We start from the raw sequence: 21,254 nt of genomic DNA, 5'->3' as shown, positions 1-21,254 counted from the left end.
CGTCCGATAATGCAAACTTACCGGACATTATGGTGAAGGGCAGGTTGCGGCGGTTATGGGTGTTTATTTTATGCTAACCGCCGTATATTGTGCGTGAAATGCTTGCCCTACGCGACGCCGCTATGTAGGGTATCCACCTCCTATTGCGTGAAGGTAGGTGGCCAAAGCCAGCCGACTGGTCTGACATGAACCGAGCGAACTGCCTGCTGGCGGCATTCTGTATCCCTCAGCCCGCAGGCGACTTCTTCCTTTGCGAACACGGTTCAAAGATTGTTGGATTCTTTGGCCTTGGGCTGACTCTGTTGAGGGCGATCACATCATGGCAACCAACGGGCTGCGGCGGTATCGGTGCAGCCCTTATTCCATTCCCTATGGTCGCTTACCGCAGATTGTCGATCAACCAGTTGAAAACCCTTCTGGTGGGCTCTGATGATGTAACCGCCCCCCGACGGCATCTTTGTGCCAAGGTGGGTCTGTGAGGATTCACAAAGGGGAGCGGTTACATCATCAGAGCCAGCCTGGATGGTCAAATAGCCGCCTGCGCGATCATCACCAGAATGATGTAGCGCCCGGCCTTGGCCATGGTCACGATCAGCAGCAACCGCCAGAGCGGTTCGCGCATGATCCCGGCGGCCAGCGTCAGCGGATCGCCGATCACCGGCACCCATGAGGTCCAGAGGCTCATCCAGCCCCAGCGGCCATACCACGCTTGCGATTTCGTAATTTGCTCAGCCATGAATGGAAACCGCTTATGGCCGGAATAGCGCATCATGAAGCGTCCCATCGCCCAGTTGACCAGCGATCCCAGCACGTTCCCGACACTGGCCACGCCCACAAGCAACCAGACCGGATGCAATTGCGTCAGCACCATGGCCAGAAGCACGACTTCCGATTGACCGGGCAGCAAAGTGGCCGCGACAAAGGCCGCGAGAAACAAACCACTCAGCGCAATCATCTGCAGGCAATCCTTTTCAGCTCGAACGGTCGCCTCTGGAGTGTGAACTCTGGAAATACGGACCCTGGAACGCTGCGCTATCGCACCCCACCGGCCCGGTCCGCTCTATCGCAGCATTGCTGCAACCCAATGCGCTGTTCAGGCTCTTGTGCCATTCGCGTGGCTTCACGCATCGCAGTTAGTTGAGTGACCGAAAGGGTTTGAGGGCTCGGATATCGGTGCTGCACAGGTTACTGAGTGCAAAGAGGCTATTCGATGGAGACCATCATGACATGGCAGAGCGCAACTGGCGCAGGACTGGCAGCAATTTTCGGCGCGATGGCTTTCATGTCTGCCGGAGCAGCCCTCTCGGATGAGCTGGGATTGGGCAGCGCGCTCTATGATCAGCATTGCGCCGCGTGCCACGGTGCTGATCTGGAAGGCGCCCCGGACTGGCAACGTTCCGGACCCGATGGCCGGTTTCCTGCGCCCCCGCATGACGAGACAGGACATACCTGGCATCATGGCGATCAGATGTTGTTCGCGTATACCAAGCACGGCGGTCAGGCGTATCTTGATGATCTGGGCGTCGCCTTCAACTCCGGCATGCCAGCCTTTGGCGATGTGTTGCGCGATGACGAGATCGAGGCGATCCTCGCCTTCATCCGCTCCACCTGGCCCGCGCGGATACAGGAAATTCAGGCGGAGCGCACAGCGGCAGAGAGCACCGAATAGCTCTGGGTCACGATCGCAGGAGGCGCATATGGCAAACGACCGGGACCGCGACCTCCTTGCATGGCTTGACCGGCATTTTTCTGTGCATCTGCCGTTCACTCGTTTTGCCCGCAATGTGGCTCTGCTCAGCCTCGCTGGTTTTGCACCAGTGCTGGCGCTCTATATCGCGCTCGCCCCCGGGCTGGGGCCGCATCTGTGGGCAGCGGGTCCGGCGCTGGGGCGGTTTGCGCGCCAGATCGTCACGAACGGCCTGCCGGTGGTTTTTGTCGTCAACGCACTGGGGCTGATCCTGTTCGCGCGTTTGCGCGCGCGGCGGATTGCGCCCTTGCCCGCGCTTGCACGCGACATCCCCGCCCGGATCGGGGCATTTGTCGCACTGCATCTGGCGATCTACCCAGCTTCAGCGATGCTGTTCGGGTCGTTTGGCGGCGACCCAGTGCAGGCGCTGCGCGTCACCGGCCCGACGCTGGCGCAATCGGCAGGCTTTGCGAACCTGTCGGGCGTCTATCTCTATGCGACGCTGGTCAGCGCGCTGCCCTTGCATATGGCGCTGGTCGGGCAGGTCCTGACTCGAGGGCAGCGCGCAGCACCGTTTCCAGTCCTGATCCTCGCCGCGTTGGTGATATTCGCAGCGCAGGCATTGTTGCTCACCGTTCTGGCCGCGCTGCTGTAAGCTGCAAGGCACCCCCCTCAAGACCCGATGCCAACGCCCATCGGCTTGAACAGCATCCACAGAGCCATACCGATCATCATCAGATTCTCGGTCAGAGACACGAACCCGAGCGGCACTTTGCTGTCGCCGCCCACGCAGGCGCATTTCAATTCGCGCCTGTCGATATAGACCGCCTTGAAGACCGAGACCGCGCCAATCGTGCCGATAAACAGAGCCACGGGAATTGAAATCCACATCAGCGCGCCCGCGACCATGAGGATGCCCGCCAGCCCCTCGCCAAACGGATACAAATAGCCATAGCGCACCCAGCGCTGTGCCAGCAGGTCGTAGTTCAGGAACATGGTCGAGAAAGATTCGATATCCTTGAGCTTCTGCAGCGCGAGCAGGCACATGCTGATCGCGATGAACCATTCGGCGGCGGCAATCGTGGCCAAGCTGCCATAGGTTGCCCAGCTGACTGCCAAAGCCATAGCGGCGGCCATCGTAAACAGTGCGATGACCGGGGTGTAGCTCGTCGCATCGTCATCGGGCGCGGCTTTGCCCAAGTGGCGCAGCGTATCCTCATAGCCGCCGATCCGCTCAGTTCCGATGAACACCTGCGGCGTCGTCTCTACGCCATGCGCGGTCTTGAAAGCGTCAGCGTCTTCCCGCGAGCGCAGAGGATGATCCTCGACCTCGAAACCCTCACGTTTCAGCAGATCGAGGGTCTTCATCCCGAACGGGCAGCGGTGCTCGGGGGTCACCATGCGGTAGAGGCGTGCCTGCTTGCTCATTTCATCACGCATATTCTTCTCCCTGGATCGCCCGGACTGTTCTGACAGGGGCAGGATGCAGCGGGACAGTGACCCGTCCCGCCAGTTTTACTCAGTCATGGCCGCGCTCAGAAAGCCAGGCGCGCATCATCTCGATCTCGGCTTCCTGCGCCTCGATGACTTCCTCGGCCAGTGCGCGGATTACTGGATCAGAGCCGAATTCCAATACCACCTTGGCCATGTCTATCGCGCCCTGATGATGGGGGATCATGCCGCGCACGAAATCCACATCAGCGTCGCCGGTGAACTCGATGGCCATGTCGCGATGCATCACGTCATTCACAGCCATATAGGCCGCGATTACCGGATCGTCACTGGTGTCCCCGTGGTCACCATGGTCCATCTGGCCATGATCCATACCGTCGTGATCCATCTGAGCCTGAGCATAAGTCAACCCACCTACAGCAAGGGCGGTGCCGAACAGGAAGACAGCGGGAAGTTTCCTGAGTTTCATTCGTGTCCTCTTCATTGAGTTCTGGCGTCAATACCGGCGGAGGCAAGCACGGGCAGAAATACCGCGCCGGGTTTGGCGGACCGCTCCGTAAGTTTGAAGCTTGCGCGCGGGTGGATCGGCCTCGACGCGGGCGGCAGAGTCCATTCTCTGGATTGCAGGGCCAATACCGCGCACGCAGCGGTCGCAGACCATAGTTTCTACATGCAACTGCATGAGACCCACCTTGGTTCCATCTGATGCGCTGACAGATGGGGCTTTCTGCCAAGGGAAGGACAAGAAGCTCTACGGTTGGAACCAGAGGAAGATGCCGAGTCCACCCTGCCCCATCATCTACGCGCCGTGGACGATCAGACCTGCGATTCCGGCGATGAATGCGGACGCAGCAGATCGCGGCAGGCTCGCGTATCATTGCCCACCCTCGCGTATCGCGCGGGCACCCAGAAGATGGCGACGGGACAGCCAGACCACGAGCGGGGGAATGATCAGCCATTGCAGGATCGGGGTCAGCCCGGTGCCGAAGGGCGGCACCAGCGGCATCAGTTCCGAATAGCTCCAGCGCAGGCTGACATTGGTGTAGTAATACTCGAAACCGATGGTCAGGAGGATGCCCACGACCAGGAAGAGCCCGAGCGGCAACCTTGTGGGCTCGAGCACCCAGTCGCGGCTGTGCGCTGCAAGGCAGGCCACCCAGAAGGCCGTCAGCGCGAACCCCACATCGCCAATGGTTGCCGACAGGCACAGTTTGATCGCCTCCCAATGCCCCATTTCGGCCATACCGGCAAAGGCCGGCACCTGCACGAACTCCCAGACAAAGTGCAGCAGAAAGGAAAAGAACGCGACGGGCAGTTCCGGCGCCTCCCACAGGCCCGGCGGGCGCGCGCCGCTCTGGGTGTCGGGCAGGGCGTTTCGCACTATTTCAGCAGATATTTGATCAGCGCGGCAATCGCCAGACCGACCAGCAGCAGGATGGCAAGCATCCAGATCCAGTGCAATCCCGTAGCCCAACCATACATGCTGTCATTCCTCATGATCCTGTCCTTTCCGATAGGGTGACCACCGGCGACGGAACCGCCGACAGCCAGATTGCTCTTAGTGTCCTGCGCGCCTCAGTCGATCTGCCGGAACAGACCGGGATGGCGGTTGAAGGCGAGGCGCTGGACGAGCGCGCCGTCCACCGTGACGATTTCCGCGATGATGCTGCCGTTATCCGCCTCGGTGATCTCACCGATCTTGAGGCGCGGATTGGCGTGGTGGTCCAGCAGATGCGACAGGAAGGTCTCGACACGGGCCGGGGTCATCTCGGCGGGGGCGGCCTGCGGCATCCCATAAAGCAGGTCCGGGCCAAGACCGTGGCCCCCCATATGCCCCTGCGGGCCGCTCCGGATCATCGGGCCTGCGGACATGCCATCCATGCCCATCATGTCGCCGCGCATCATTCCGCGACCCATCCTGCCAGGTGCCATCTCGCCGTCATCCATCATGCCCTGGCCCATCATACCGCCGCCGGGCGTGCCCTCGGCCATCGCGCCGCCACGCATGTCGCCCTCTGCCATCATGCGCATCATCATCTGCATCATCTCGGGCGTCATCATGCCCATCATGCCGTCCATCGCAGGGGCACCGGTGCCGGGCATGTCGCCCTCGGGCGCGGTTGCCCCGGCCTCGGGGTGGTGCGCGGCGTGGTCGTCATCGGTGGTCTGCGCCGGAGCGCCCAGGGCCATTGCGAATATCGCGGTCCCGGCAAGAAGTCCGGTCAGTCTGGATCTGGTTGACATGGTGTCTCTCCGTTCTTCAGGGTTGGTCGTGAAGGCCGCGCGCGCCAATCCCAACGCACGCGGCGGTGTCAATCGATCCCCAGCTGGCGCCAGTTGCGCCCGCCATCTTCGGAAGCCAGGACCTCGCCGTGCTGGGTGGCGGTGAAGACGCGCTCGGGCGCTTGCGGATCGACAGCGAAATAGAGCAGGAAGCGATCCTCGAAGCCGGGGTGCAGGCGTTCCCACTCGGCGCTGTCCTCGGCCCGGCGGACCAGACCCTCGTCAAAGATGAAGGCATGCAGGATACCGTCCTGCGTGACCTCGACCAGCGTCACCGGCGCCTGCGCGGGGTGCGCGCGCTGCCACCCCTCGGCATCGGCAGCACTGACGAACAACCCGACCTCAGTGGCGGCATAGAGCCTCTCGGGGTCAGCCGCCGAGGCCGCGATATCGATCAGCCCCACTGGCGCATCCGCCACCATCTCCCATGTCGCGCCACCGTCGCGGCTGCGCTGGAGCCCGCCATAATTGCCCCAGACCACGGCCGGATCGGCCTTGCTGATATCCATCTGGTGAAAGTCCACCGGCCCGTCCACCCCGTCCGAGAGCTTCACCCAGCTCTTGCCACGGTCCGAACTGGCAATGACACCCAGATTGCCGCCGCGCGCCGGATGGCCGCTGGCGAGGAAACCCGCAGGTTCCGCAGGATGCGCGACAAAGCCCATCAGATCATCGCGGTGGTCAGAAACCTGCACCGTCAGCCCGCTGTCGATATCAAGCGCATGCAGCCCGTGATGGGTGGCAATCATCAGGCGGCTGGGATCTGCGCGGTCAACCGCCAGACCGTGGATATGCGTTCCCGCCAGCAAGGCCGCCAGCGGCGTTTCGGCGCGCGCGCCCGAACCCAGCCCAAAGGCAAGCACCCCGGCCAGACCAACAGCCCCCAGGCCAAGGGCCATGATCATGCGGCGGCGGGGAGATCCGGTCGTGGTTGAGGTGGTTTTGGTGGTGTGTTTCATTCTGTCATTCTCCGTAGTCAATTGGGGACACATGGCCGTCAATCTCCGCCGCGCCCATGCCCGCGATGCATGAAAACATGCATGACAAGGCAGATCGCCAGCGGCAGCAGAAAGGGCAGGCTTGCGGCCAGATGCACCCGGTGTTCAAAGGCAAGCCCAAGCCCCGCGACGGCCAGCAGGATGCACACCGCCCACCCGGCACGAGAGCGCACAAGCGCGGCGATCCCGCCGCCTTCGGGTTGTGGAGGTTTCGGATGATCCGTCATTTCCTGACCTCCAGTTTCGCGCGTTTCAGAAGCAGCGAATTGCCGATCACCGAGAGCGAGCTTGCGGTCATGGCTATGACGCCGATCATCGGGTGCAGCAGACCCAATGCGGCCACCGGGATCGCTGCAAGGTTGTAGAACCAGGCCCAGAACAGGTTCTCGACGATCTTGCGGAAGGTCGCTTTGGACAGCCGGATCGCCTCGACCACGCGGGTCAGCTCACCCGTGACCAGCGTCACATCCGCCGCCTCGATCGCGACATCGGCCCCTGCGCCGATGGCAATGCCGACATTGGCCTGTTTCAGGGCGGGGGCGTCATTGATCCCGTCTCCGACCATGGCGACATGCTGGCCGTGCTTGTCCTGCAGCGCGCGGATGGCCTCGACCTTGCCCTCGGGCAGCACACCGGCCATCACCTCGTCCAGACCGACCTGCCTTGCGACATGGCGCGCGGTACGTTCATTGTCGCCGGTGACCATGACGACATGAATGCCAAGCGCGTGCATCTCGGCGATGGCGGCTTTTGAGTCCTCCTTGATCGTGTCGGCCACCGCCACCAGCCCGGCGGCACGCTCGCCGATGGCGACCAGCATCGCGGTCTTGCCCTCGGTTTCCAGCGCGACCAGCCGCTCTTCCAGTGCCTCGGGGGCGATCCCGACTTCGGTCAGCAGCCGTCGGCTGCCGACCCTGACCACCTGCCCGTCAACCAGTCCCTGCACGCCGCGCGCGGTCAGGGCCTTGAACTGCGTAACCTCGGGCACATCAATCCCGCGCTCGCGCGCCCCGGCGACAATGGCCTGCGCCAGCGGATGTTCCGACCCGGCTTCGACCGAGGCCGCCGCGCGCAGCACCTGCGCCTGATCGAAGCCGTCCAACGCATGGACATCGGTCAGCGCGGGCTGGCCGCGGGTGATGGTCCCGGTCTTGTCGAGCACCACGACCTTGATGTCCTTGAGCGTCTGGATTGCCTCGCCCGAGCGGATCAGGACACCGCGCTCGGCCCCCATGCCCGACCCCACCATCAATGCGGTCGGCGTGGCCAGCCCCAGCGCGCAGGGGCAGGCGATGACCAGCACGGCGATCATGGCGAGGGTTGCGCCCATCAGCGGCGAAATCTCTGGGTTAACCCAGGGCAGGAAACCCGCGCCCCAATGCAGGATGGGCCGGAAGACATCGTCGAAGCTCAGCCATGTGACGAATGTGCCAAGCGCGATCACCAGCACGGCGGGCACGAAATACCCCGTCAGCCGGTCAGCGAATTCCTGAATCGGCACCTTGGAGCCCTGCGCCTCTTCGACCAGCCTGATCACCTGGCTGAGGAAAGTATCTGCGCCCACGCGGGTGGCGCGGACCCGCAAGAGCCCCTCCTTGTTGATCGTGGCGCCGATCACTGCATCACCCGGCCCCTTTTCCACCGGCACGGATTCGCCCGTCGCGATGGATTCGTCCAGATGGCTGTTGCCATCCACGATCTCGCCATCGGTGGGCACCTTGGCGCCGGGGCGCACCAGCATGATGTCGCCGGGCTGCAACTCGGCCACCGGCACTTCGACCTCCGCGCCGTCGCGCAGAACAGCGGCGGTCTTAGCGCCCATCTTGATCAGCCGCTTGATCGCCTGACTGGCGCGGCCCTTGGCGCGGGCCTCCAGATAGCGGCCGATCAGATGGAAGGTCATGATGGTGGCCGCCATCTCGATGAAGGAGGTCATCGGATAAATGAACCCGACCAGCCCGATCAGATAGGGCGGCAGACTGCCCATAGAGATCAGCACATCCATGTTCGCCGTGCGGTTGGTCAGCGAGCGCCAGGCCGACACATGCGTGGCCCAGCCGCCGAAGAGAAACACCACCGGAAAGGCGAGCACCGCAACAATGGCCAGGTAGCCGGGGATCGGCTGCCAGAACATGTGGGGGCCCATCAGCACCATGATCAGCGTGGCCGGGATGGCCGCAATCCACAGCCGTTTCCAGGCGCGGGCGAGGTAGCGATCTTCTGATGCTGCATCGCTGTCATGGTCGGACGCACGGCTTTCGTCGAGCGCATCGACCTCATAGCCCGCGCGCTCGACGGCGGCGCGGATGGACTGCGCGTCGGTCTGCCCCGCATCGAAGGACACGCGCAGCCGGTGATTGCCGATATTGGTGTCGAGCTTCTCGATCCCCGGCAGGCGGCGGACCGAGTCCGCCACAATGCCTGCGCAATGGTCGCTGCCCATACCGGGCACGGTCAGCCACACCTCTTGCGGGCCGCCCGCGCCGCCCGCATCCTCGACTTCATATCCGGCGCGCTCGACCGCCGCCCGCAGATCGACGGGTTTCAGGCGGCCCGCATCATAGCGCACCCGCGCCCGATGCGCGGCAATGCTGGTCTGGATGTCCTGCACCCCATCAAGGCGTTCCAGCGAGGTGCGCACGATCCCGGCACAGTGATCGCTGCCCATGCCGGGAATGGTCAGCGTGGCGGTCGCGACAGTGCTGCGACGATTGACATCTGTGGTCATGGCAGTTCTCCTGTGATGTGTTTCTCGGCCTGAAACAGCGTGATCGCCCCCGAAGGGGTGGGAAACAGGGCTGTCTCCTTGACGTTGTCGAAGCCCGCCTCGTGCATCAAATCCGGCAGGACGCCGCGAGCGTTGTGTTCGGTGTCCTCGAACCCGTCGATCCGCTGGACGGTATTGCGAAACGCGAAGCGCATCAGCCGACCTGGCTGCACTCCGTAATCGGCGATATGCAACCGTCCGCTTGGTGCCAGCGACCTGAACGCGCTGCGCAGGATTGCGGCCTTGCCTTCAAGCGGCACCTGATGCAGGACCAACGAGATGGTGACCGCCGCGAAGGGGCCATGTGCAGCGATGAAATCATCGTCGAAGAACCCCTTGACATAGGTGACCTCCGCCCCCGCAGCGATGGCGCGGAGGCGGGCTTTTGCCAGCACCTGCGCGTCCGGGTCGACGCCGATCACCGTCGCACCCGGCGCCGCGCGCTTGAGCGCACGGGTCAGTGTGCCGGTGCCGCAGCCGATATCGACAATGCGCATACCCCCCTGCGGGGCGATCTGCCGGACAAGGTGCGGGCGCCATGTCCGCGCACGCGTGAAGGCTGCAATCGCCGCGTCATAGAACGGCGTCAGCACCCGCAGCCCCAGCGCGGGGGTATAGGTGGGGCGCGCGCTCATGACCACGCCCGATAAAGCGTAAGAAACGTCTGCCGCAGCCAAGCGTCGCGCGACTTTCGCGTCGCCGCTATCATCGCTCCTGTGACCACGATCAATTTCCGCTCAGCAATAATTTCCAGCGCATTCTCGGGCAGTGGCTGACGCGCGTCGGCCAACGTCGCTGCCGCTGTCCTGACGAATCCCATCCAAGGATTGAATCGCTCCGAGAACATCATCTTGCTCCAGCGCATCGGATGCATCGCCTCGAGTGCCGAGGCGCTCGTCGGGGTAGTCGCCGCGCGAATCCACGGACCGAGGACGAGATCATATGCCGCCTCGCCGATCCGGCTGACCTGCGCCGCCTGCGCAAGACCCGCATCCTCAGCAGTACCGGCCAGGTCGGCGACATCGCGTGGTTCGAAGCGCACCGAGAAGGCGGGCTTGTGGCAGTCGGGGTCGCCGGAGGGGTTTTCGATCACCAACTCGAATAGCCCCGGCTCCAGCGCCGCGATCTCGTTCAGGCTTTCAAGGATCGCCCGGTGCTCAAGCTTCGCCACCGACGCTGACACGAAGATGCCCAGATGTCCGACATGTGGGTGCCTCAGATAGACGATCCGCTGTCCCGCAGCCTTCAAGGCGCCGGTGTCCGGGTAGAGGCGCGCAATCCAACCAAGTGCCTGTTCCGGCGGTGTGATGTTGTCGCCTTCCGAGGCGAACACGACGATCGGGTTGCGCATCCGCCGCAGATTGATCGTGCAGCCGTCGCCCAGCCTCATCTCGCCTGCCTCCAGCCGGTTGCCGATGAAGAGATTTCCGGTAATGGCCAGGATTTCCTCGCGACTGAGTTTGTAATAGCCGGTCCACCAGCGCTCGAACTCCAGAAAACGGTCGCGCTCTGTGTCGATCCTGCTGAAAAGCTCCGCATACTTCTCCCATATCGCCTTTTCCGGCTGAAGATTCTCGAAATTCTGCGCCAGCCAAGCGCCGTCGAAACGCCCGTCGCCCAGATCGGCGAGTAGATGCGCCGCCCAGGCACCGCCCGTTAGTGCGCCCATCGTCCGCATGGGGCTTGTTGCGGTGTCGCCGGCCCAATAGCTGAGCGGTGCACCATTCAGCACCACTGGTCCGCTCCAACCCTCGCAATCCGCAGCAAGCAACGCGACGGCCCAGCCGGCCTGGCAATTCCCATAGAGAACCGGCGGCGCGCCGGGATGACGCCGGGCGACGTCCTCGACGAAACGGCGCAGAGCGTTGTGCACGTCTTCGAGCGTCTGGCCGGGAACCGGTTCGGGAAAGAATACCACGAAATAGACCGGATGCCCCGCGTGCATGGCCATGCCCACCGCGCTGTCATGCTTGAAGCCGCCGATGCCGGGGCCGTGGCCAGCGCGCGGATCGACGACAACCACCGGCGCCTTGGCCGCATCGACGCAGTCGTCCCAGCAATCGTCGCCATGTCGCGTGATCTTCAGCAACGCATAATTCACCGGCCGGTCGAACCTGCGCGCATCCAGTAGCGTCTCGAAGTCGAAGTCCAGAAGCGGCGGCATGCCCTGCCGCTCATGCTCGATCATGTTGTCCGCCCGCTCACGCAGCGTGTCGAGGAAGAGCAGCCAGCGTTGCGCCAGGTCCATCGCATATGAGGGAGGCGGAGGGATGTTCTGCGCCAGAGGAGCGTTCCCGGGAGATCCGGGCGTCGTACTCGTTCTATTCTCGATTTTTGTGATCTTGTTCACGGGTTAACCTTTCGTATCGTGCGGGCGTGGTTTGCATGGAACCCTGCCAGCAAGACGTCGGGTGGCAATCTTTGCTGCTGCATTCCGGCGCAGATTCGTGCGCAAGTAACGACCATTCTTATGGGCGCAACTGAGCAGCCGGGGTGGTTGTGAACGTGGCTGACCATCGCGTTCGTGTCGGCAAAACCTTTCAAAGACGATGCATGCGCTGTTTTTTCACCTGAGCTTCCATAGGTTGTATCCTTCATGTCTGAATACCTTCAGCTGCATAGGTTCCGGATATCGCGGCAGTTCGGATTTCTGATCGCTCGGTGACAACTGCGCGAGGAGCCGGAACAGTTCTGCCGGGCCAGAGATGGTGTCACTGCAACCTATGAAGAACTGTGGGCGGCGGCATTCATGAAACAGGCGAACGGACCACAACTGCCCGGTCTGCCCGCTCATCTGGAGAGAGTGCTTCGCAATGCGGCCACACCCCAACCAGACAGATCAGCCCGCTTTCGGGGGATGTCCTGCAGGCATTGTATTGATGCCGGAATGAAGGACGATTTGGCTCAGGCCCAAACGAGCAACGGGCAATGCCTCGAGGGCAGGCATCGTAGCATTCGCGGTCAGAGAGGCTGTGCAAGGACCAACATGGACGCACGAGCCGCTTCCATGTGCAGTTTCGAACTCATCGGAGCAGGCCGCATTGTCAGCCGCGACACCGGGCATCGCGAGGGACAGGCTATGCTCGGAGCTATCTTGGACAGAATGCGTATCCGCCACCGGGATACCAGAGAGCCCGAGTGCCAGCAGGACAACCGGAACCACAAGCCAGCTCAGCAAGCGCCAGCTTCTTGCTCCTGATCTCCTGTTGTGCCGAGCAGCAATCATATTGTCCCGTCCAGGTCACTAAGCAACGCTTATTCTTCTCAGTTATGTCGCGCATTGATGCAAATCAAACTAACGCGCTACCCTGTAGGTTCATTTCTAAACTTTCCAGCCGTTGGAGGGTAAAGACCTAGTTTCTCGCTCACGGTTTTGTTGAAACCCTGGCGAATGCTGCGGCTGGACGACGACTAATTTTGCGCTTAGCATGATACCATGCATCGGTTTCTTGCCAGCAACGTCATACGTTCTTTACTCGCAGCGATACTTGTCGCTGTTCTGGCGCTGGCGCCCACGCTGCAGGCCCACGCAACAGAAATGCATTCAGATCACGCGGATGTGCTGTTGCAGTATGATGAAGCAGATGCAGAGCGCAAAGATTGCTGTTTTGACAGCAATGGCATGGGGCACGCTCCGGACGCCAATTGTGGCATGTGCATCTTGCCCTGTGTGTCATCGTTGCAGGCGCTCCTGCAACATCCACGCATGGATTTTGCCGTTGGCGTATCCCTGCATCACGCCCTCAATGAACAGGTCCCGACCGGGCTGAGCACGACTCCGCATCTCAGACCGCCCAAACCTCGCTCCTGACATCATAGAACGTCCGGCATGTCTGCCGGTGCACATGATCGCTGACAATTCCGTCGGCAAACAGGAGCATATCCCATGACTTTCCCGATCTCGCGTCGTCGTTTTCTGGCGACCACTTCCGCCACCCTTGCGGCGGTCTCCCTCCCGCAACTGTCCATAGCCGGCGCAACTCGCCACAGCCTCACCGTCGGCACTCGCACGCTGGACATCAATGGCCGCGCTGCCACCGCCTTCGGGCTGGAGAATGCCGCGGGCGGGCAAGGGCTGATCCTTGATCCTGGTGAGCGTTTCCGCGTCACGCTGACCAACGCGCTCAATCAGGACACCATGATCCATTGGCACGGCCAGATCCCGCCCAACGATCAGGACGGCGTGCCCGACGCGCCGATGCCTGCGCTGCGTCCGGGCGAGACGCGTGACTACGACTTCGCGCCGCTGGCGGGCACCCACTGGATGCACAGCCATTTCCCGGTGCAGGAAATGCAGCTTCTGGCCGCTCCGCTGATCGTGCGTTCCCAGGCCGATATCACCGCCGACCGGCAGGAGGTGGTGATGATCCTGCAGGATTTCGCCTTCGCCTCGCCCGACGATCTGATGGCAAATATCGAGCATGGACCGGGGCATGGGGCCATGGATCACGGCGCGATGGGTCACGGGGCGATGGACCATGGCGGCATGGCCGGGATGAACGGCATGGAAATGGACCTCAACGACATCGATTTCGATGCCTATCTTGCCAATGACCGCACGCTCGCTGACCCCGAAGTCGTCAGGGTCGAGCGCGGTGGCCGGGTGAAGCTGCGGATCATCAATGCCGCTTCAGCAACTGTGTTCTGGATAGACACAGGCGCCATCGAGGGGCGGCTGGTGGCCGTCGATGGCCACGCGGTCGTGCCGCTGTCCGGTCGGCGCTTCGGCTTTGCCATGGGACAGCGGCTGGATATCGAGCTGGACCTGCCCGCAGGCGAAGGCGCCTGGCCGATCCTCGCCCTGCGCGAGGGCGAACGGGAACGGACCGGGATCATCTTGGCGACTGCAGGCGCTCAAGTGTCGCGCGTCCCCGAACTTGGCGACGCGGCGGTATCGGCATTCGACTATGACCTAGCCCAGGAAGCCAGCCTGCAAAACGCAACGGCGCTGCCCGAGCGCGCCGTTGCCAGCAGTGAAATGGTCATGCTGGGCGGCACCATGTCACCCTATCGCTGGACGATCAACGACCGGGTCTGGGGCGAGCATGTGCCAATTCAGGCGCGTTCAGGCCAACGCGTCGAGCTGATGTTCCACAACATGTCGATGATGGCGCATCCGATGCATCTGCACGGACACGTGTTTCAGGTCGTGGGAGTCGGTGGCCACAACATCGGCACGCCAAGACGGATCAATGGTGCCTTGCGTGACACCGTGCATATTCCGCCCATGTCGATGGTCACCATCGCCTTTGACGCGGGCGAAGCGGCGCGCTGGATGCTGCACTGCCATCACATGCCGCATCTTATCACAGGCATGATGACCGAACTGGTCGTCTCGGCCTGATCTGTCGCGGTGGTCCGGGTGTCGCGCTCCGCGCTGCGCTGCCCGGACCATATCCCGCAAGGAAAACACTCATGAAGCCATCGCGCTTTCACCTGAGCCTGGCGCTCATCTTCGCTGCATTGGTCGTCATCGCCTGGTCCGTCCGGAACGATCAGGGCGAAACAGTGCTATCCGTTGCCGATTTGCCGGATCTGCCTGCCGGGCTTGCACCACCGCCAATGGTGGATGTCACTGTTCCGGACAGCTTTTCCAACGCAGAGGCAATGGGCGAACGCGCGTTCAATGCCTATTGCGCAGCGTGCCACGGAACAAATGCCGCTGGCCAGGACGGCATGGCACCCCCGCTGGTGCATCCGATCTACCGGCCTGGTCATCACGCAGACGAAGCCTTCCAGATTGCCGTCCGCAATGGGGTCCGCGCCCATCACTGGCGTTTCGGCAACATGCCTCCGATCGAAGGCCTCACCCGCGCCGACGTGACCACCATTATTGCCTATATCCGCGCGCTCCAACGCGCGAACGGAATCGACTGAACCCGAAACGAAGAACCTGATCCAGCACCCAGATAACAAACCTGGAAAGGAGCAATACGATGAGGAACGCAAATCTCAATCGCCGCCAAATCCTTGCATTGGCAGGAGGGGGGCTTGCTTCGCTGCCCGCCACCTCCTCTCTGGCCCAAAGCTTTGTAGGCGAGATCGAAACAGATGCCGCCGCACATGTGCGCCGGAACACGATGGCCTTCAGGACTGTCGAATGGCGCGATCACTTCGACAACCTGCGACATGGGGCCATTATCTGCGACAGCGCCTCTCGCGCCGTCCATTACTGGTCCGAGGACGGGAACACCTATCTGGCCTATCCGTGCTCGGTCCCGATGACCGAGGAGTTCACGCGCCGAGGGCGCACCGAAATCGTGCTGAAACGCCGGGAGCCGACCTGGATCCCGACCCCCAGCATGCGTGAACGGGATCCGACGCTGCCTGCCATTGTCCACCCCGGACCCGACAACCCCTTGGGAACCCGCGCGCTGAACCTGTCATGGCAATACTACCGCATCCACGGGATCGACAATCCCGCCAAGATTGGCCGCCGCGCCTCGAACGGGTGTTTTGGTCTGTTCAATCACCATGTCGAGCAGCTCTATGATCTGGTGCGTATAGGCACCCAGGTCGTGGTGATTTGAAGCCATGAGGGAGAAACGCATCCTCGTCACCGCCATCCCGATGCTGTTGTTGGCCCTTTCCGTCGGGGCAGCGCTTTACTTTGGTTTCCTGAACAATCAGGCCCCGGCATCTTCGAATGCTGGCACCGAAACGCCTGCGACATTCCACCTCGCTGGCGGAAAACTGGTGATTGATATCACAGACGCCGAGAACAGCGGCTTCGAGATCAGCGCGAAGTTCAACAGCGTCGATGGAAGCATCGAGGCAACACTTATCGAGCCGAATGTCTCGATGGCCATGGTGGGCCACAGTATGGGGCGCACTCCGGTTCAGATGATGCGTCACGCTGACGGCACATGGAAAGGACGGGGCCGTTTTTCCATGGGCGGGCAATGGCGCTTCCGGATCGTCTTCGACAACGAAACTGTCCATCTGGACCAGATCGCACGATGAGGAAGTGACATGTTCAATGATCGATCGGTCCGCTCATGGCTGCAAGACTTGCATCCCTTCCTGCGCGGCTGGATTGGAACCATGCTGACCTTTGTCATGCTGGGAACTGTATCCGCTGTCTGGGCCAACCCGTTCTTCGTTCGAATGACACCTGTCGGGGCGTGGGAATTCCCGGCGCTCGTGCTTCTTGCGCTTCTGAGCGGTGCCTTTGTCGCACTACCAAACGCCTGTGGCCTTCGGCGGGCCAGCGTAGGAGGAGCTGCGGGCTTTTTCGGCATCGCCTGCCCCACCTGCAACAAGATCCTCATGCTGATCTTTGGCGGCGAGGCATTGATGCTTTGGTTCGACCCGATGCGCCCCTTCATTGCCATCGGAGGGATCGCGCTCCTGAGCGTCGCCATATGGCGCAGATGGCGCAGATGGCGCTCATTTCACAACTTTCAGACAAACCTGCAAAACGAGGCCCGACATGGCGACAGTCGCAGACACAACCTTGACGCCGTCTAGATCGAAACGGCCAACCCTGATCCGTCACACCGTGGTTATCATCATTTCCGCAGCGCTGGTTTACGCTTTTGCGACCGTGCATGGAGACTGGAGCCCGATGCACAGGTGGAACCGCGCCTTCGGTGATGCCGCCATCGTGCTGCTTGCCATGACGATGAGCATCGGCGCGATGTCCCGCCTTGTCCGCCCGACCGCGAAATGGCTCCCCTGGCGGCGGGAGCTGGGTATCTACGCAGTCCTTCTCGCCACGGCACACACGGGCATCATCCTCGATGGTTGGGTCGAGTGGGATTTCTTCCGCCTGTTCGGGTTCGAGTTCCATCCGGTCGATCTTAACTACGTGATGCTGCAGCATGGCTTCGGGCTATCCAATACCATCGGCATTCTCGCACTCGGTATCGGTTTTCTCCTGATGCTCACATCCAGTGACCGGGCCGTGCGATACCTTGGCGCGACCTCCTGGAAGACTGTCCAGATGTCCGCGCTGGTCTTCTGGGCGCTGGTCGTGGTGCATACCGCATACTTCCTCTATGCGCATTTCACCAGCTTTCATCGGGCGACGCCCAGTGCCAACCGGTTGCAGCTTCCTTTCGCCTTTCTGGTTCTCGCGATTGTCGCGCTCCGGGCCGCCGCCTTCCTCGCCACGATACGGGGCCGGGCGCGAAGGGAACTCGTCTGATGCACCATGTCCATTTGCGCCGTCAAAACTCCGAGACGACACCAGAACTTTCTCCGTTCCGCCCCGCGCGGCATCGAAAGGTTCAGACATGAGGCCATCACACATTCTTCTTTCAACCGCGGCGGGTATGGCATGGGCATTCGCCATCACCGGAACTGCCCAAGCGCACGACCAATGGAACCATGCCTATGCCGAGGGGATTTCGGTCTAACTCGGTGTGCAGTCGGCGGCGATGTTGGCGCGCGCGCATCCAAGGGATCATCCTGAGGGCGAAATGCATGACGGTTCGGCAGTGGGTTGTTGCGACCAACACGTGTTCATCGCGGTCTTCGACTACAACTGCCCCTACCGCCGCCGGGCGAAGCCCGAAATCGAGGACTGCTCGAAGCCGACCCGAATGTCCGCCTCGTGGCGCGGGAATGGCCGATCCTCGGCGAGGGTTCCGTCTTTGCCGCCCGCGTCGCCCTCGCCGCGCGCGAACAGGCTAGGTACGAGGAATTCCACTTTGCGCTCATGGGCATGGACGAAGGGGCGGAGGAAGCCTCGGTACTACAGATCGCCGCGGAGATCGGGATCAACACCGATCAACTTCGGCGTGACATGGCCGCCCCGGAAATCGAGGCACATATCGCCACCTCCATGCGGCTGACTCAGGCGCTCAGTTTCGGCGGCACGCCGTCCTTTGTGATCGGCGACGTTCTTGTACCGGGGCTTGTGGACGCAGACCAACTACAGGAACTGGTCGCGCAGGCGCGCAATGTCCAGAAGTAGCGCCGGTCCCGCCACAGATTGCGGATCAATCACTCGTTGCGACCATTGCAGGCTCCAAGCCGCGTGAGGTAGATTGTGCTTGAACCGTACCCGAGTAGTCCTTGCGGGCTGGCGCGCTTGGCGGGCCTGATGGTCATTGCCGCAAAGGCCAGCAACTCGCCCGAGATTCGCGAATAGCACAGGAAGAGTCGCCATGCGGACAGAATTGTCGCCCCGACCAACTGCCTCCTGGCTGATTGCGATCATTCTCGGGGTCGCGGCGCTGCACTGGTTGCAGGTGCTCGCCGTCCCCATAGCCTTCGCGCTGTTTCTCATGGCACTCGTCTGGCCGTTGCACCGCAAACTCGAAAGGCGCGCGTCGGCAGGGGTCGCGGTTCTGGTCTCGGTCCTGCTGCTGGTTGCGGCGGCAGCCGGATTGCTCCTCTTCATCGGATACGGAATCAACATCATCACCGTCGGACTTGCCCCCTACGCCCTGCGCATGCAGGAGGTCTATCTTGCCGTGGGGGAGTGGTTGGAGAGCTTGGGAATAGCTCTTGGGCCTGCGCTGGCCGAGCAGTTCCGGCCCGCCTGGCTGTTCGGTATGCTGCAGGGTGCCGCAGCAAGGATCAACGCCATCGCCGGGTTCCTCGCTCTTACCGTGATCTTTCTGGCGATGGGTCTGCTAGAGGTCGTCGATGTCCGGGAACGGCTTCCCTACGCGCTTGGCGACGACGCGGCAGCGCGGCTATTGTCGGCCATGAAGGAAATCGGATGGAAGTTCCGGCGCTACATGTTTGTGCGCTGCCTCGTGAGCGTGTTGACCGGCATTCTGACATGGCTGTTTGCACTTCTGGTCGGCCTGGAACTGCCCGTCGTCTGGGGCGCGCTCGCGTGCGCCCTGAACTTCTTCCCGATCATCGGCTCGATTGCGGCAGTCATTCCGCCGGTACTCTTTTCCTTCGTGCAGTTCGATAGCTGGCAGATGCCGATGCTGGTTCTGGCTGGCATGGCCCTTATCCAGTTCACGATCGGGAACTTTCTCGATCCGCGCCTGGAAGGCCGCGCCCTGGCCATGTCGCCATTCGTTGTCATTACATCGATCTTCTTCTGGGGCCTGGTCTGGGGCATTCCCGGTGCGTTCATTGGCGTGCCCCTGTCAATCGCCGTCGTGACCGTGTGCCATCGGTTTCATGAAACATGCTGGATCGCACGCCTCCTGACCCCGTCGACTGCAGCGTCCGAGGTCGGAGCGGCCAATGGTCAGCAATAATGGCGCAGCGGATCCTTGCATTGCAAGCGCGCGCCTCTCCTGTCATGGCCGACAAGGGGCCAGTCAGCCCGCAGGATGCGCATAGCGGAAAGGCAAGACAATGGCCGCTGTGCGGTCGGCAACCCAGACCGAGAAAGTCAGGTCGTAGAGGCCCCGCCCGGGCAGCCTGACGAAAGCTCCCCAGGTCACCGTATCCGCAATTGTCATCGGATCGAGATCAAGCCGAGTCATCCCGACATGACCAATACCCGCGACGGCCACCGACACCCGGTTCGCCTCGATCCGCTCGCCCGTGATCGCGTCGAACAATGCCAGCACCAGATGACACAGATGCCTGCCCCGGGGCACGCCGCCATGCATCGCCCCCTCTGGATGGCCACGCGGAAAGCCCCGGACAATTTCGGCGGGCACCACGCCGAGATAGGCAAGCACCCCGTCAACAACCTTTGCGTTGCCCCTGCCGACGTCTTGCGCCGATGCGGCGCCGGGTCCCGTTGCCGCCACTGCCCCCGCCAAGGCAATTACGGCCCGGCGCGACCATTCGGATGTATCTCTGGACATGCTAACCCTCCGTCATTGGTGGCAGGGATCGGACCGCATCCCGGATGTGTTCATGCGCGATCTCCCGTTGATGATCGACCCCACAGCCCCGGCAGCAGCCCTCACCATAAATCAGACGCACGACGCGTCCGGCGATTACATCGGCACGAGCGTGGCCGGGTCCTCGGTCGCCTGCCGCGCCATCTCGTCGCGCAACGCACGGCGCGCGCGAAAGGCGCGCACATTCACTGTGCCGACCTCGAGTCCCAGTTCCTGTGCAAGTGCCTCGCGCGGAAGGCCTCGCAGGTATAGCGCACGGATCAGTGCTTCATGGTCCGGGCGGATATTGGCCAGGGCCGCATATGCGGCCTCCAGATCCGCGTCCGCCGACGGGGCTTCGACCGCATCGGCCGACGCGGCAACCGGAGTGACAAGTGCCGCGACGTGATCGGCATAGGCGGCTTCGGCCCGGTGGCGCGCCCTGCCGACGGTAGTGGTCATAAAGGGTGTTGCGCAGTACGCGGGCAAGCCAGGCGTCGGTGTTGCGCAGCGGCGCGGCGCGATGGGCGGTGCGGATGACCTTGAGGTTGAAGTCCTGCAAGACATCCTCGGCCGTGTCGGCATCGCCGGTCCGACGACGCAGGTATATCAGATACTCCGCCCGGCGGGCAGAAAGCCGTGTGAAGGGGTCGGGTTCGACCGATTGCGGTCGTGGCAGGTTCTGCCGGGAAAGGCTGGTATGCAACATTTCGAGGTCCGTTCACTGAATCGATGTGCTGGGAACCCCATGATGACCACGCCGCCGACAACGGTCGGGCAGGACCCACGGGCATTCCGGCTCAAGCGAAGGCAGAAAACGTGATCGGTGGGCGAAATGGCCCGCCTGGCCGGTGCTGCATCCGGCCCGCCCCGCCATCCGGCACCCACCGTTTGGCAGCCAGCCTATTCTGGCCATGGATGCCGGTATCCTCATCGGCAGAAGCTGCGAGGGGAGGCTGGCAATGGGTGGCGCTATTGCCAGGAAGCGTTGCGCAGTCATGCGACGGAACGGCCCCGATATGCACCACGGTTGCGACTGGCTGTTCATTCACAAGATCAGTTTGCAACTCGGTCGTTACGACCAGAACAGCGATGATCGCCAGAACCGATACAATCGCAAGCACTGCGGCGCTAACCGCATGGGTCTTTCGGCGCTGCTGTGATCGGATGCAACGTTTCATTGTTCGATATTACAGCGCTTTGCCCTGGGCAACGTTGACCTGAGTCAATCTCGTTCATGCCAGCGCAACGCCCCTGACCGGCAGACACGCCGAAGCCTGCCCGGACACGGAAAAGCGCAGGGTCGATGTAATGAC

Annotated in this window: 26 protein-coding genes and 1 pseudogene; 13 read left to right on the top strand and 14 right to left on the bottom strand. The window is 62.3% G+C overall.

The window, feature by feature from the left end; translation table 11 throughout:
* Positions 1–185 precede the first annotated feature (185 nt).
* Complete coding sequence (locus tag BG457_RS19865; protein ID WP_139257577.1) at positions 186–479, top strand: hypothetical protein; 294 nt, start codon at positions 186–188, stop codon at positions 477–479.
* A gap of 47 nt (positions 480–526) precedes the next feature.
* Here the strand turns inward: BG457_RS19865 and BG457_RS06175 are convergent, their stop codons facing one another.
* Positions 527–955, bottom strand: coding sequence for a YqaA family protein (locus tag BG457_RS06175; RefSeq protein ID WP_071796163.1), 429 nt, complete (start codon positions 953–955; stop codon positions 527–529).
* A 255-nt stretch (positions 956–1,210) separates the two neighbouring features.
* Here BG457_RS06175 and BG457_RS06170 point away from each other — a divergent pair, with 255 nt between their 5' ends.
* Both BG457_RS06170 and BG457_RS06165 read left to right on the top strand, forming a co-directional pair.
* Positions 1,211–1,669, top strand: a complete 459-nt coding sequence (locus tag BG457_RS06170) for a c-type cytochrome (RefSeq protein ID WP_084657497.1) — start codon at positions 1,211–1,213, stop codon at positions 1,667–1,669.
* A 28-nt stretch (positions 1,670–1,697) separates the two neighbouring features.
* A complete protein-coding gene (locus BG457_RS06165) occupies positions 1,698–2,342 on the top strand; it encodes a hypothetical protein (protein ID WP_071796162.1) in 645 nt (214 codons plus the stop codon).
* A 17-nt stretch (positions 2,343–2,359) separates the two neighbouring features.
* Here BG457_RS06165 and BG457_RS06160 read toward each other — a convergent pair whose 3' ends face one another.
* The 10 genes from BG457_RS06160 to BG457_RS19860 all read right to left on the bottom strand — a co-directional run bounded on the left by BG457_RS06160 (position 2,360) and on the right by BG457_RS19860 (position 11,785).
* A complete protein-coding gene (locus BG457_RS06160; protein ID WP_245770940.1) occupies positions 2,360–3,127 on the bottom strand; it encodes a glutaredoxin family protein in 768 nt (255 codons plus the stop codon).
* A gap of 79 nt (positions 3,128–3,206) precedes the next feature.
* Positions 3,207–3,527, bottom strand: coding sequence for a CopM family metallochaperone (gene copM / locus BG457_RS06155; protein WP_425434912.1), 321 nt, complete (start codon positions 3,525–3,527; stop codon positions 3,207–3,209).
* 486 nt (positions 3,528–4,013) lie between these two features.
* Complete coding sequence (locus BG457_RS06145; RefSeq protein WP_084657496.1) at positions 4,014–4,520, bottom strand: hypothetical protein; 507 nt, start codon at positions 4,518–4,520, stop codon at positions 4,014–4,016.
* Positions 4,521–4,714: 194 nt separating this feature from the next.
* The gene (locus tag BG457_RS06140; RefSeq protein WP_139257576.1) at positions 4,715–5,383 is read right to left on the bottom strand and encodes a hypothetical protein; all 669 of its coding nucleotides are present in this window, start codon (positions 5,381–5,383) and stop codon (positions 4,715–4,717) included.
* A gap of 68 nt (positions 5,384–5,451) precedes the next feature.
* A complete protein-coding gene (locus BG457_RS06135; protein ID WP_139257575.1) occupies positions 5,452–6,381 on the bottom strand; it encodes a WD40/YVTN/BNR-like repeat-containing protein in 930 nt (309 codons plus the stop codon).
* 38 nt (positions 6,382–6,419) lie between these two features.
* A complete protein-coding gene (locus BG457_RS06130; protein WP_071796157.1) occupies positions 6,420–6,647 on the bottom strand; it encodes a DUF2933 domain-containing protein in 228 nt (75 codons plus the stop codon).
* Positions 6,644–9,148: a heavy metal translocating P-type ATPase gene (locus BG457_RS06125; RefSeq protein WP_071796156.1), complete on the bottom strand. Its 2,505-nt coding sequence runs from the start codon at positions 9,146–9,148 to the stop codon at positions 6,644–6,646. Before BG457_RS06125 ends, BG457_RS06130 begins: the two co-directional genes overlap by 4 nt.
* Positions 9,145–9,822 carry a class I SAM-dependent methyltransferase gene (locus tag BG457_RS06120; protein WP_071796155.1) on the bottom strand — a complete coding sequence of 226 codons (678 nt, stop codon included), beginning with the start codon at positions 9,820–9,822 and terminating at the stop codon, positions 9,145–9,147. The genes BG457_RS06125 and BG457_RS06120 overlap by 4 nt, the downstream gene beginning before the upstream one ends.
* Positions 9,819–11,537 (bottom strand): DUF3141 domain-containing protein, encoded by a 1,719-nt coding sequence (locus tag BG457_RS06115; RefSeq protein WP_245770939.1) that lies wholly within the window; start codon positions 11,535–11,537, stop codon positions 9,819–9,821. The genes BG457_RS06120 and BG457_RS06115 overlap by 4 nt, the downstream gene beginning before the upstream one ends.
* Positions 11,534–11,785, bottom strand: coding sequence for a hypothetical protein (locus BG457_RS19860; RefSeq protein WP_139257574.1), 252 nt, complete (start codon positions 11,783–11,785; stop codon positions 11,534–11,536). Before BG457_RS19860 ends, BG457_RS06115 begins: the two co-directional genes overlap by 4 nt.
* Before the next feature lie 838 nt (positions 11,786–12,623).
* Here BG457_RS19860 and BG457_RS19855 point away from each other — a divergent pair.
* From BG457_RS19855 to BG457_RS06065, 9 genes are all read left to right on the top strand, one after another.
* On the top strand, positions 12,624–12,998 hold the full coding sequence (locus tag BG457_RS19855) for a hypothetical protein (RefSeq protein ID WP_139257573.1): 375 nt from the start codon (positions 12,624–12,626) through the stop codon (positions 12,996–12,998).
* Between the two features lie 75 nt (positions 12,999–13,073).
* Complete coding sequence (locus BG457_RS06100; RefSeq protein ID WP_071796151.1) at positions 13,074–14,531, top strand: multicopper oxidase family protein; 1,458 nt, start codon at positions 13,074–13,076, stop codon at positions 14,529–14,531.
* A 71-nt stretch (positions 14,532–14,602) separates the two neighbouring features.
* Entirely contained in the window at positions 14,603–15,064 is a 462-nt protein-coding gene (locus BG457_RS06095; protein WP_071796150.1) for a c-type cytochrome, read from the top strand.
* Positions 15,065–15,123: 59 nt separating this feature from the next.
* Complete coding sequence (locus BG457_RS06090; RefSeq protein WP_071796149.1) at positions 15,124–15,717, top strand: L,D-transpeptidase; 594 nt, start codon at positions 15,124–15,126, stop codon at positions 15,715–15,717.
* A gap of 4 nt (positions 15,718–15,721) precedes the next feature.
* Positions 15,722–16,150, top strand: coding sequence for a hypothetical protein (locus BG457_RS06085; protein WP_071796148.1), 429 nt, complete (start codon positions 15,722–15,724; stop codon positions 16,148–16,150).
* Positions 16,151–16,159: 9 nt separating this feature from the next.
* A complete protein-coding gene (locus BG457_RS06080) occupies positions 16,160–16,657 on the top strand; it encodes a hypothetical protein (RefSeq protein ID WP_071796147.1) in 498 nt (165 codons plus the stop codon).
* Positions 16,620–17,336 carry a ferric reductase-like transmembrane domain-containing protein gene (locus tag BG457_RS06075; RefSeq protein WP_071796146.1) on the top strand — a complete coding sequence of 239 codons (717 nt, stop codon included), beginning with the start codon at positions 16,620–16,622 and terminating at the stop codon, positions 17,334–17,336. The genes BG457_RS06080 and BG457_RS06075 overlap by 38 nt, the downstream gene beginning before the upstream one ends.
* Positions 17,337–17,744: 408 nt before the next feature.
* Complete coding sequence (locus BG457_RS06070; RefSeq protein WP_425434910.1) at positions 17,745–18,107, top strand: DsbA family protein; 363 nt, start codon at positions 17,745–17,747, stop codon at positions 18,105–18,107.
* A gap of 193 nt (positions 18,108–18,300) precedes the next feature.
* On the top strand, positions 18,301–19,359 hold the full coding sequence (locus BG457_RS06065) for an AI-2E family transporter (RefSeq protein WP_071796144.1): 1,059 nt from the start codon (positions 18,301–18,303) through the stop codon (positions 19,357–19,359).
* Between the two features lie 63 nt (positions 19,360–19,422).
* On the opposite strand, the gene BG457_RS06060 is transcribed toward BG457_RS06065, so the two are convergent.
* The 3 genes and pseudogenes from BG457_RS06060 to BG457_RS20690 all read right to left on the bottom strand — a co-directional run.
* Positions 19,423–19,920 carry a hypothetical protein gene (locus BG457_RS06060; RefSeq protein ID WP_071796143.1) on the bottom strand — a complete coding sequence of 166 codons (498 nt, stop codon included), beginning with the start codon at positions 19,918–19,920 and terminating at the stop codon, positions 19,423–19,425.
* Between the two features lie 135 nt (positions 19,921–20,055).
* Entirely contained in the window at positions 20,056–20,400 is a 345-nt protein-coding gene (locus tag BG457_RS20490) for a sigma factor-like helix-turn-helix DNA-binding protein (protein WP_245770938.1), read from the bottom strand.
* Between the two features lie 37 nt (positions 20,401–20,437).
* Positions 20,438–20,647, bottom strand: a pseudogene (locus BG457_RS20690) (hypothetical protein); the annotation flags it as partial.
* A gap of 253 nt (positions 20,648–20,900) precedes the next feature.
* Here BG457_RS20690 and BG457_RS06050 point away from each other — a divergent pair.
* On the top strand, positions 20,901–21,101 hold the full coding sequence (locus BG457_RS06050; protein WP_139257572.1) for a hypothetical protein: 201 nt from the start codon (positions 20,901–20,903) through the stop codon (positions 21,099–21,101).
* The last annotated feature ends 153 nt before the right edge of the window (positions 21,102–21,254 follow it).

The sequence above is a fragment of the Natronohydrobacter thiooxidans genome (assembly GCF_001884735.1).
Classification (GTDB): Bacteria; Pseudomonadota; Alphaproteobacteria; order Rhodobacterales; family Rhodobacteraceae; genus Roseinatronobacter; species Roseinatronobacter thiooxidans_A.
The sequence above is the reverse complement of the archived record's forward strand: the minus strand, read 5'-3'. Positions and strand labels throughout refer to the sequence as shown.

Bases quoted from the DNA above. Each gene is read 5' to 3' on its own strand.
- BG457_RS19865 (WP_139257577.1), top strand. From the start codon at position 186: ATGAACCGAGCGAACTGCCTGCTGGCGGCATTCTGTATCCCTCAGCCC.
- BG457_RS06160 (WP_245770940.1), bottom strand. From the start codon at position 3,127: ATGCGTGATGAAATGAGCAAGCAGGCACGCCTCTACCGCATGGTGACC.
- BG457_RS06170 (WP_084657497.1), top strand. From the start codon at position 1,211: ATGGAGACCATCATGACATGGCAGAGCGCAACTGGCGCAGGACTGGCA.
- BG457_RS06175 (WP_071796163.1), bottom strand. From the start codon at position 955: ATGATTGCGCTGAGTGGTTTGTTTCTCGCGGCCTTTGTCGCGGCCACT.
- BG457_RS06065 (WP_071796144.1), top strand. From the start codon at position 18,301: ATGCGGACAGAATTGTCGCCCCGACCAACTGCCTCCTGGCTGATTGCG.
- BG457_RS06085 (WP_071796148.1), top strand. From the start codon at position 15,722: ATGAGGGAGAAACGCATCCTCGTCACCGCCATCCCGATGCTGTTGTTG.
- BG457_RS06050 (WP_139257572.1), top strand. From the start codon at position 20,901: ATGGGTGGCGCTATTGCCAGGAAGCGTTGCGCAGTCATGCGACGGAAC.
- BG457_RS06090 (WP_071796149.1), top strand. From the start codon at position 15,124: ATGAGGAACGCAAATCTCAATCGCCGCCAAATCCTTGCATTGGCAGGA.
- BG457_RS06165 (WP_071796162.1), top strand. From the start codon at position 1,698: ATGGCAAACGACCGGGACCGCGACCTCCTTGCATGGCTTGACCGGCAT.
- BG457_RS06060 (WP_071796143.1), bottom strand. From the start codon at position 19,920: ATGTCCAGAGATACATCCGAATGGTCGCGCCGGGCCGTAATTGCCTTG.
- copM (WP_425434912.1), bottom strand. From the start codon at position 3,527: ATGGATCACGACGGTATGGATCATGGCCAGATGGACCATGGTGACCAC.
- BG457_RS06140 (WP_139257576.1), bottom strand. From the start codon at position 5,383: ATGTCAACCAGATCCAGACTGACCGGACTTCTTGCCGGGACCGCGATA.
- BG457_RS20490 (WP_245770938.1), bottom strand. From the start codon at position 20,400: ATGACCACTACCGTCGGCAGGGCGCGCCACCGGGCCGAAGCCGCCTAT.
- BG457_RS06120 (WP_071796155.1), bottom strand. From the start codon at position 9,822: ATGAGCGCGCGCCCCACCTATACCCCCGCGCTGGGGCTGCGGGTGCTG.
- BG457_RS06135 (WP_139257575.1), bottom strand. From the start codon at position 6,381: ATGAAACACACCACCAAAACCACCTCAACCACGACCGGATCTCCCCGC.
- BG457_RS06130 (WP_071796157.1), bottom strand. From the start codon at position 6,647: ATGACGGATCATCCGAAACCTCCACAACCCGAAGGCGGCGGGATCGCC.
- BG457_RS06125 (WP_071796156.1), bottom strand. From the start codon at position 9,148: ATGACCACAGATGTCAATCGTCGCAGCACTGTCGCGACCGCCACGCTG.
- BG457_RS06095 (WP_071796150.1), top strand. From the start codon at position 14,603: ATGAAGCCATCGCGCTTTCACCTGAGCCTGGCGCTCATCTTCGCTGCA.
- BG457_RS19860 (WP_139257574.1), bottom strand. From the start codon at position 11,785: ATGAAGGATACAACCTATGGAAGCTCAGGTGAAAAAACAGCGCATGCA.
- BG457_RS06080 (WP_071796147.1), top strand. From the start codon at position 16,160: ATGTTCAATGATCGATCGGTCCGCTCATGGCTGCAAGACTTGCATCCC.
- BG457_RS19855 (WP_139257573.1), top strand. From the start codon at position 12,624: ATGCATCGGTTTCTTGCCAGCAACGTCATACGTTCTTTACTCGCAGCG.
- BG457_RS06100 (WP_071796151.1), top strand. From the start codon at position 13,074: ATGACTTTCCCGATCTCGCGTCGTCGTTTTCTGGCGACCACTTCCGCC.
- BG457_RS06075 (WP_071796146.1), top strand. From the start codon at position 16,620: ATGGCGACAGTCGCAGACACAACCTTGACGCCGTCTAGATCGAAACGG.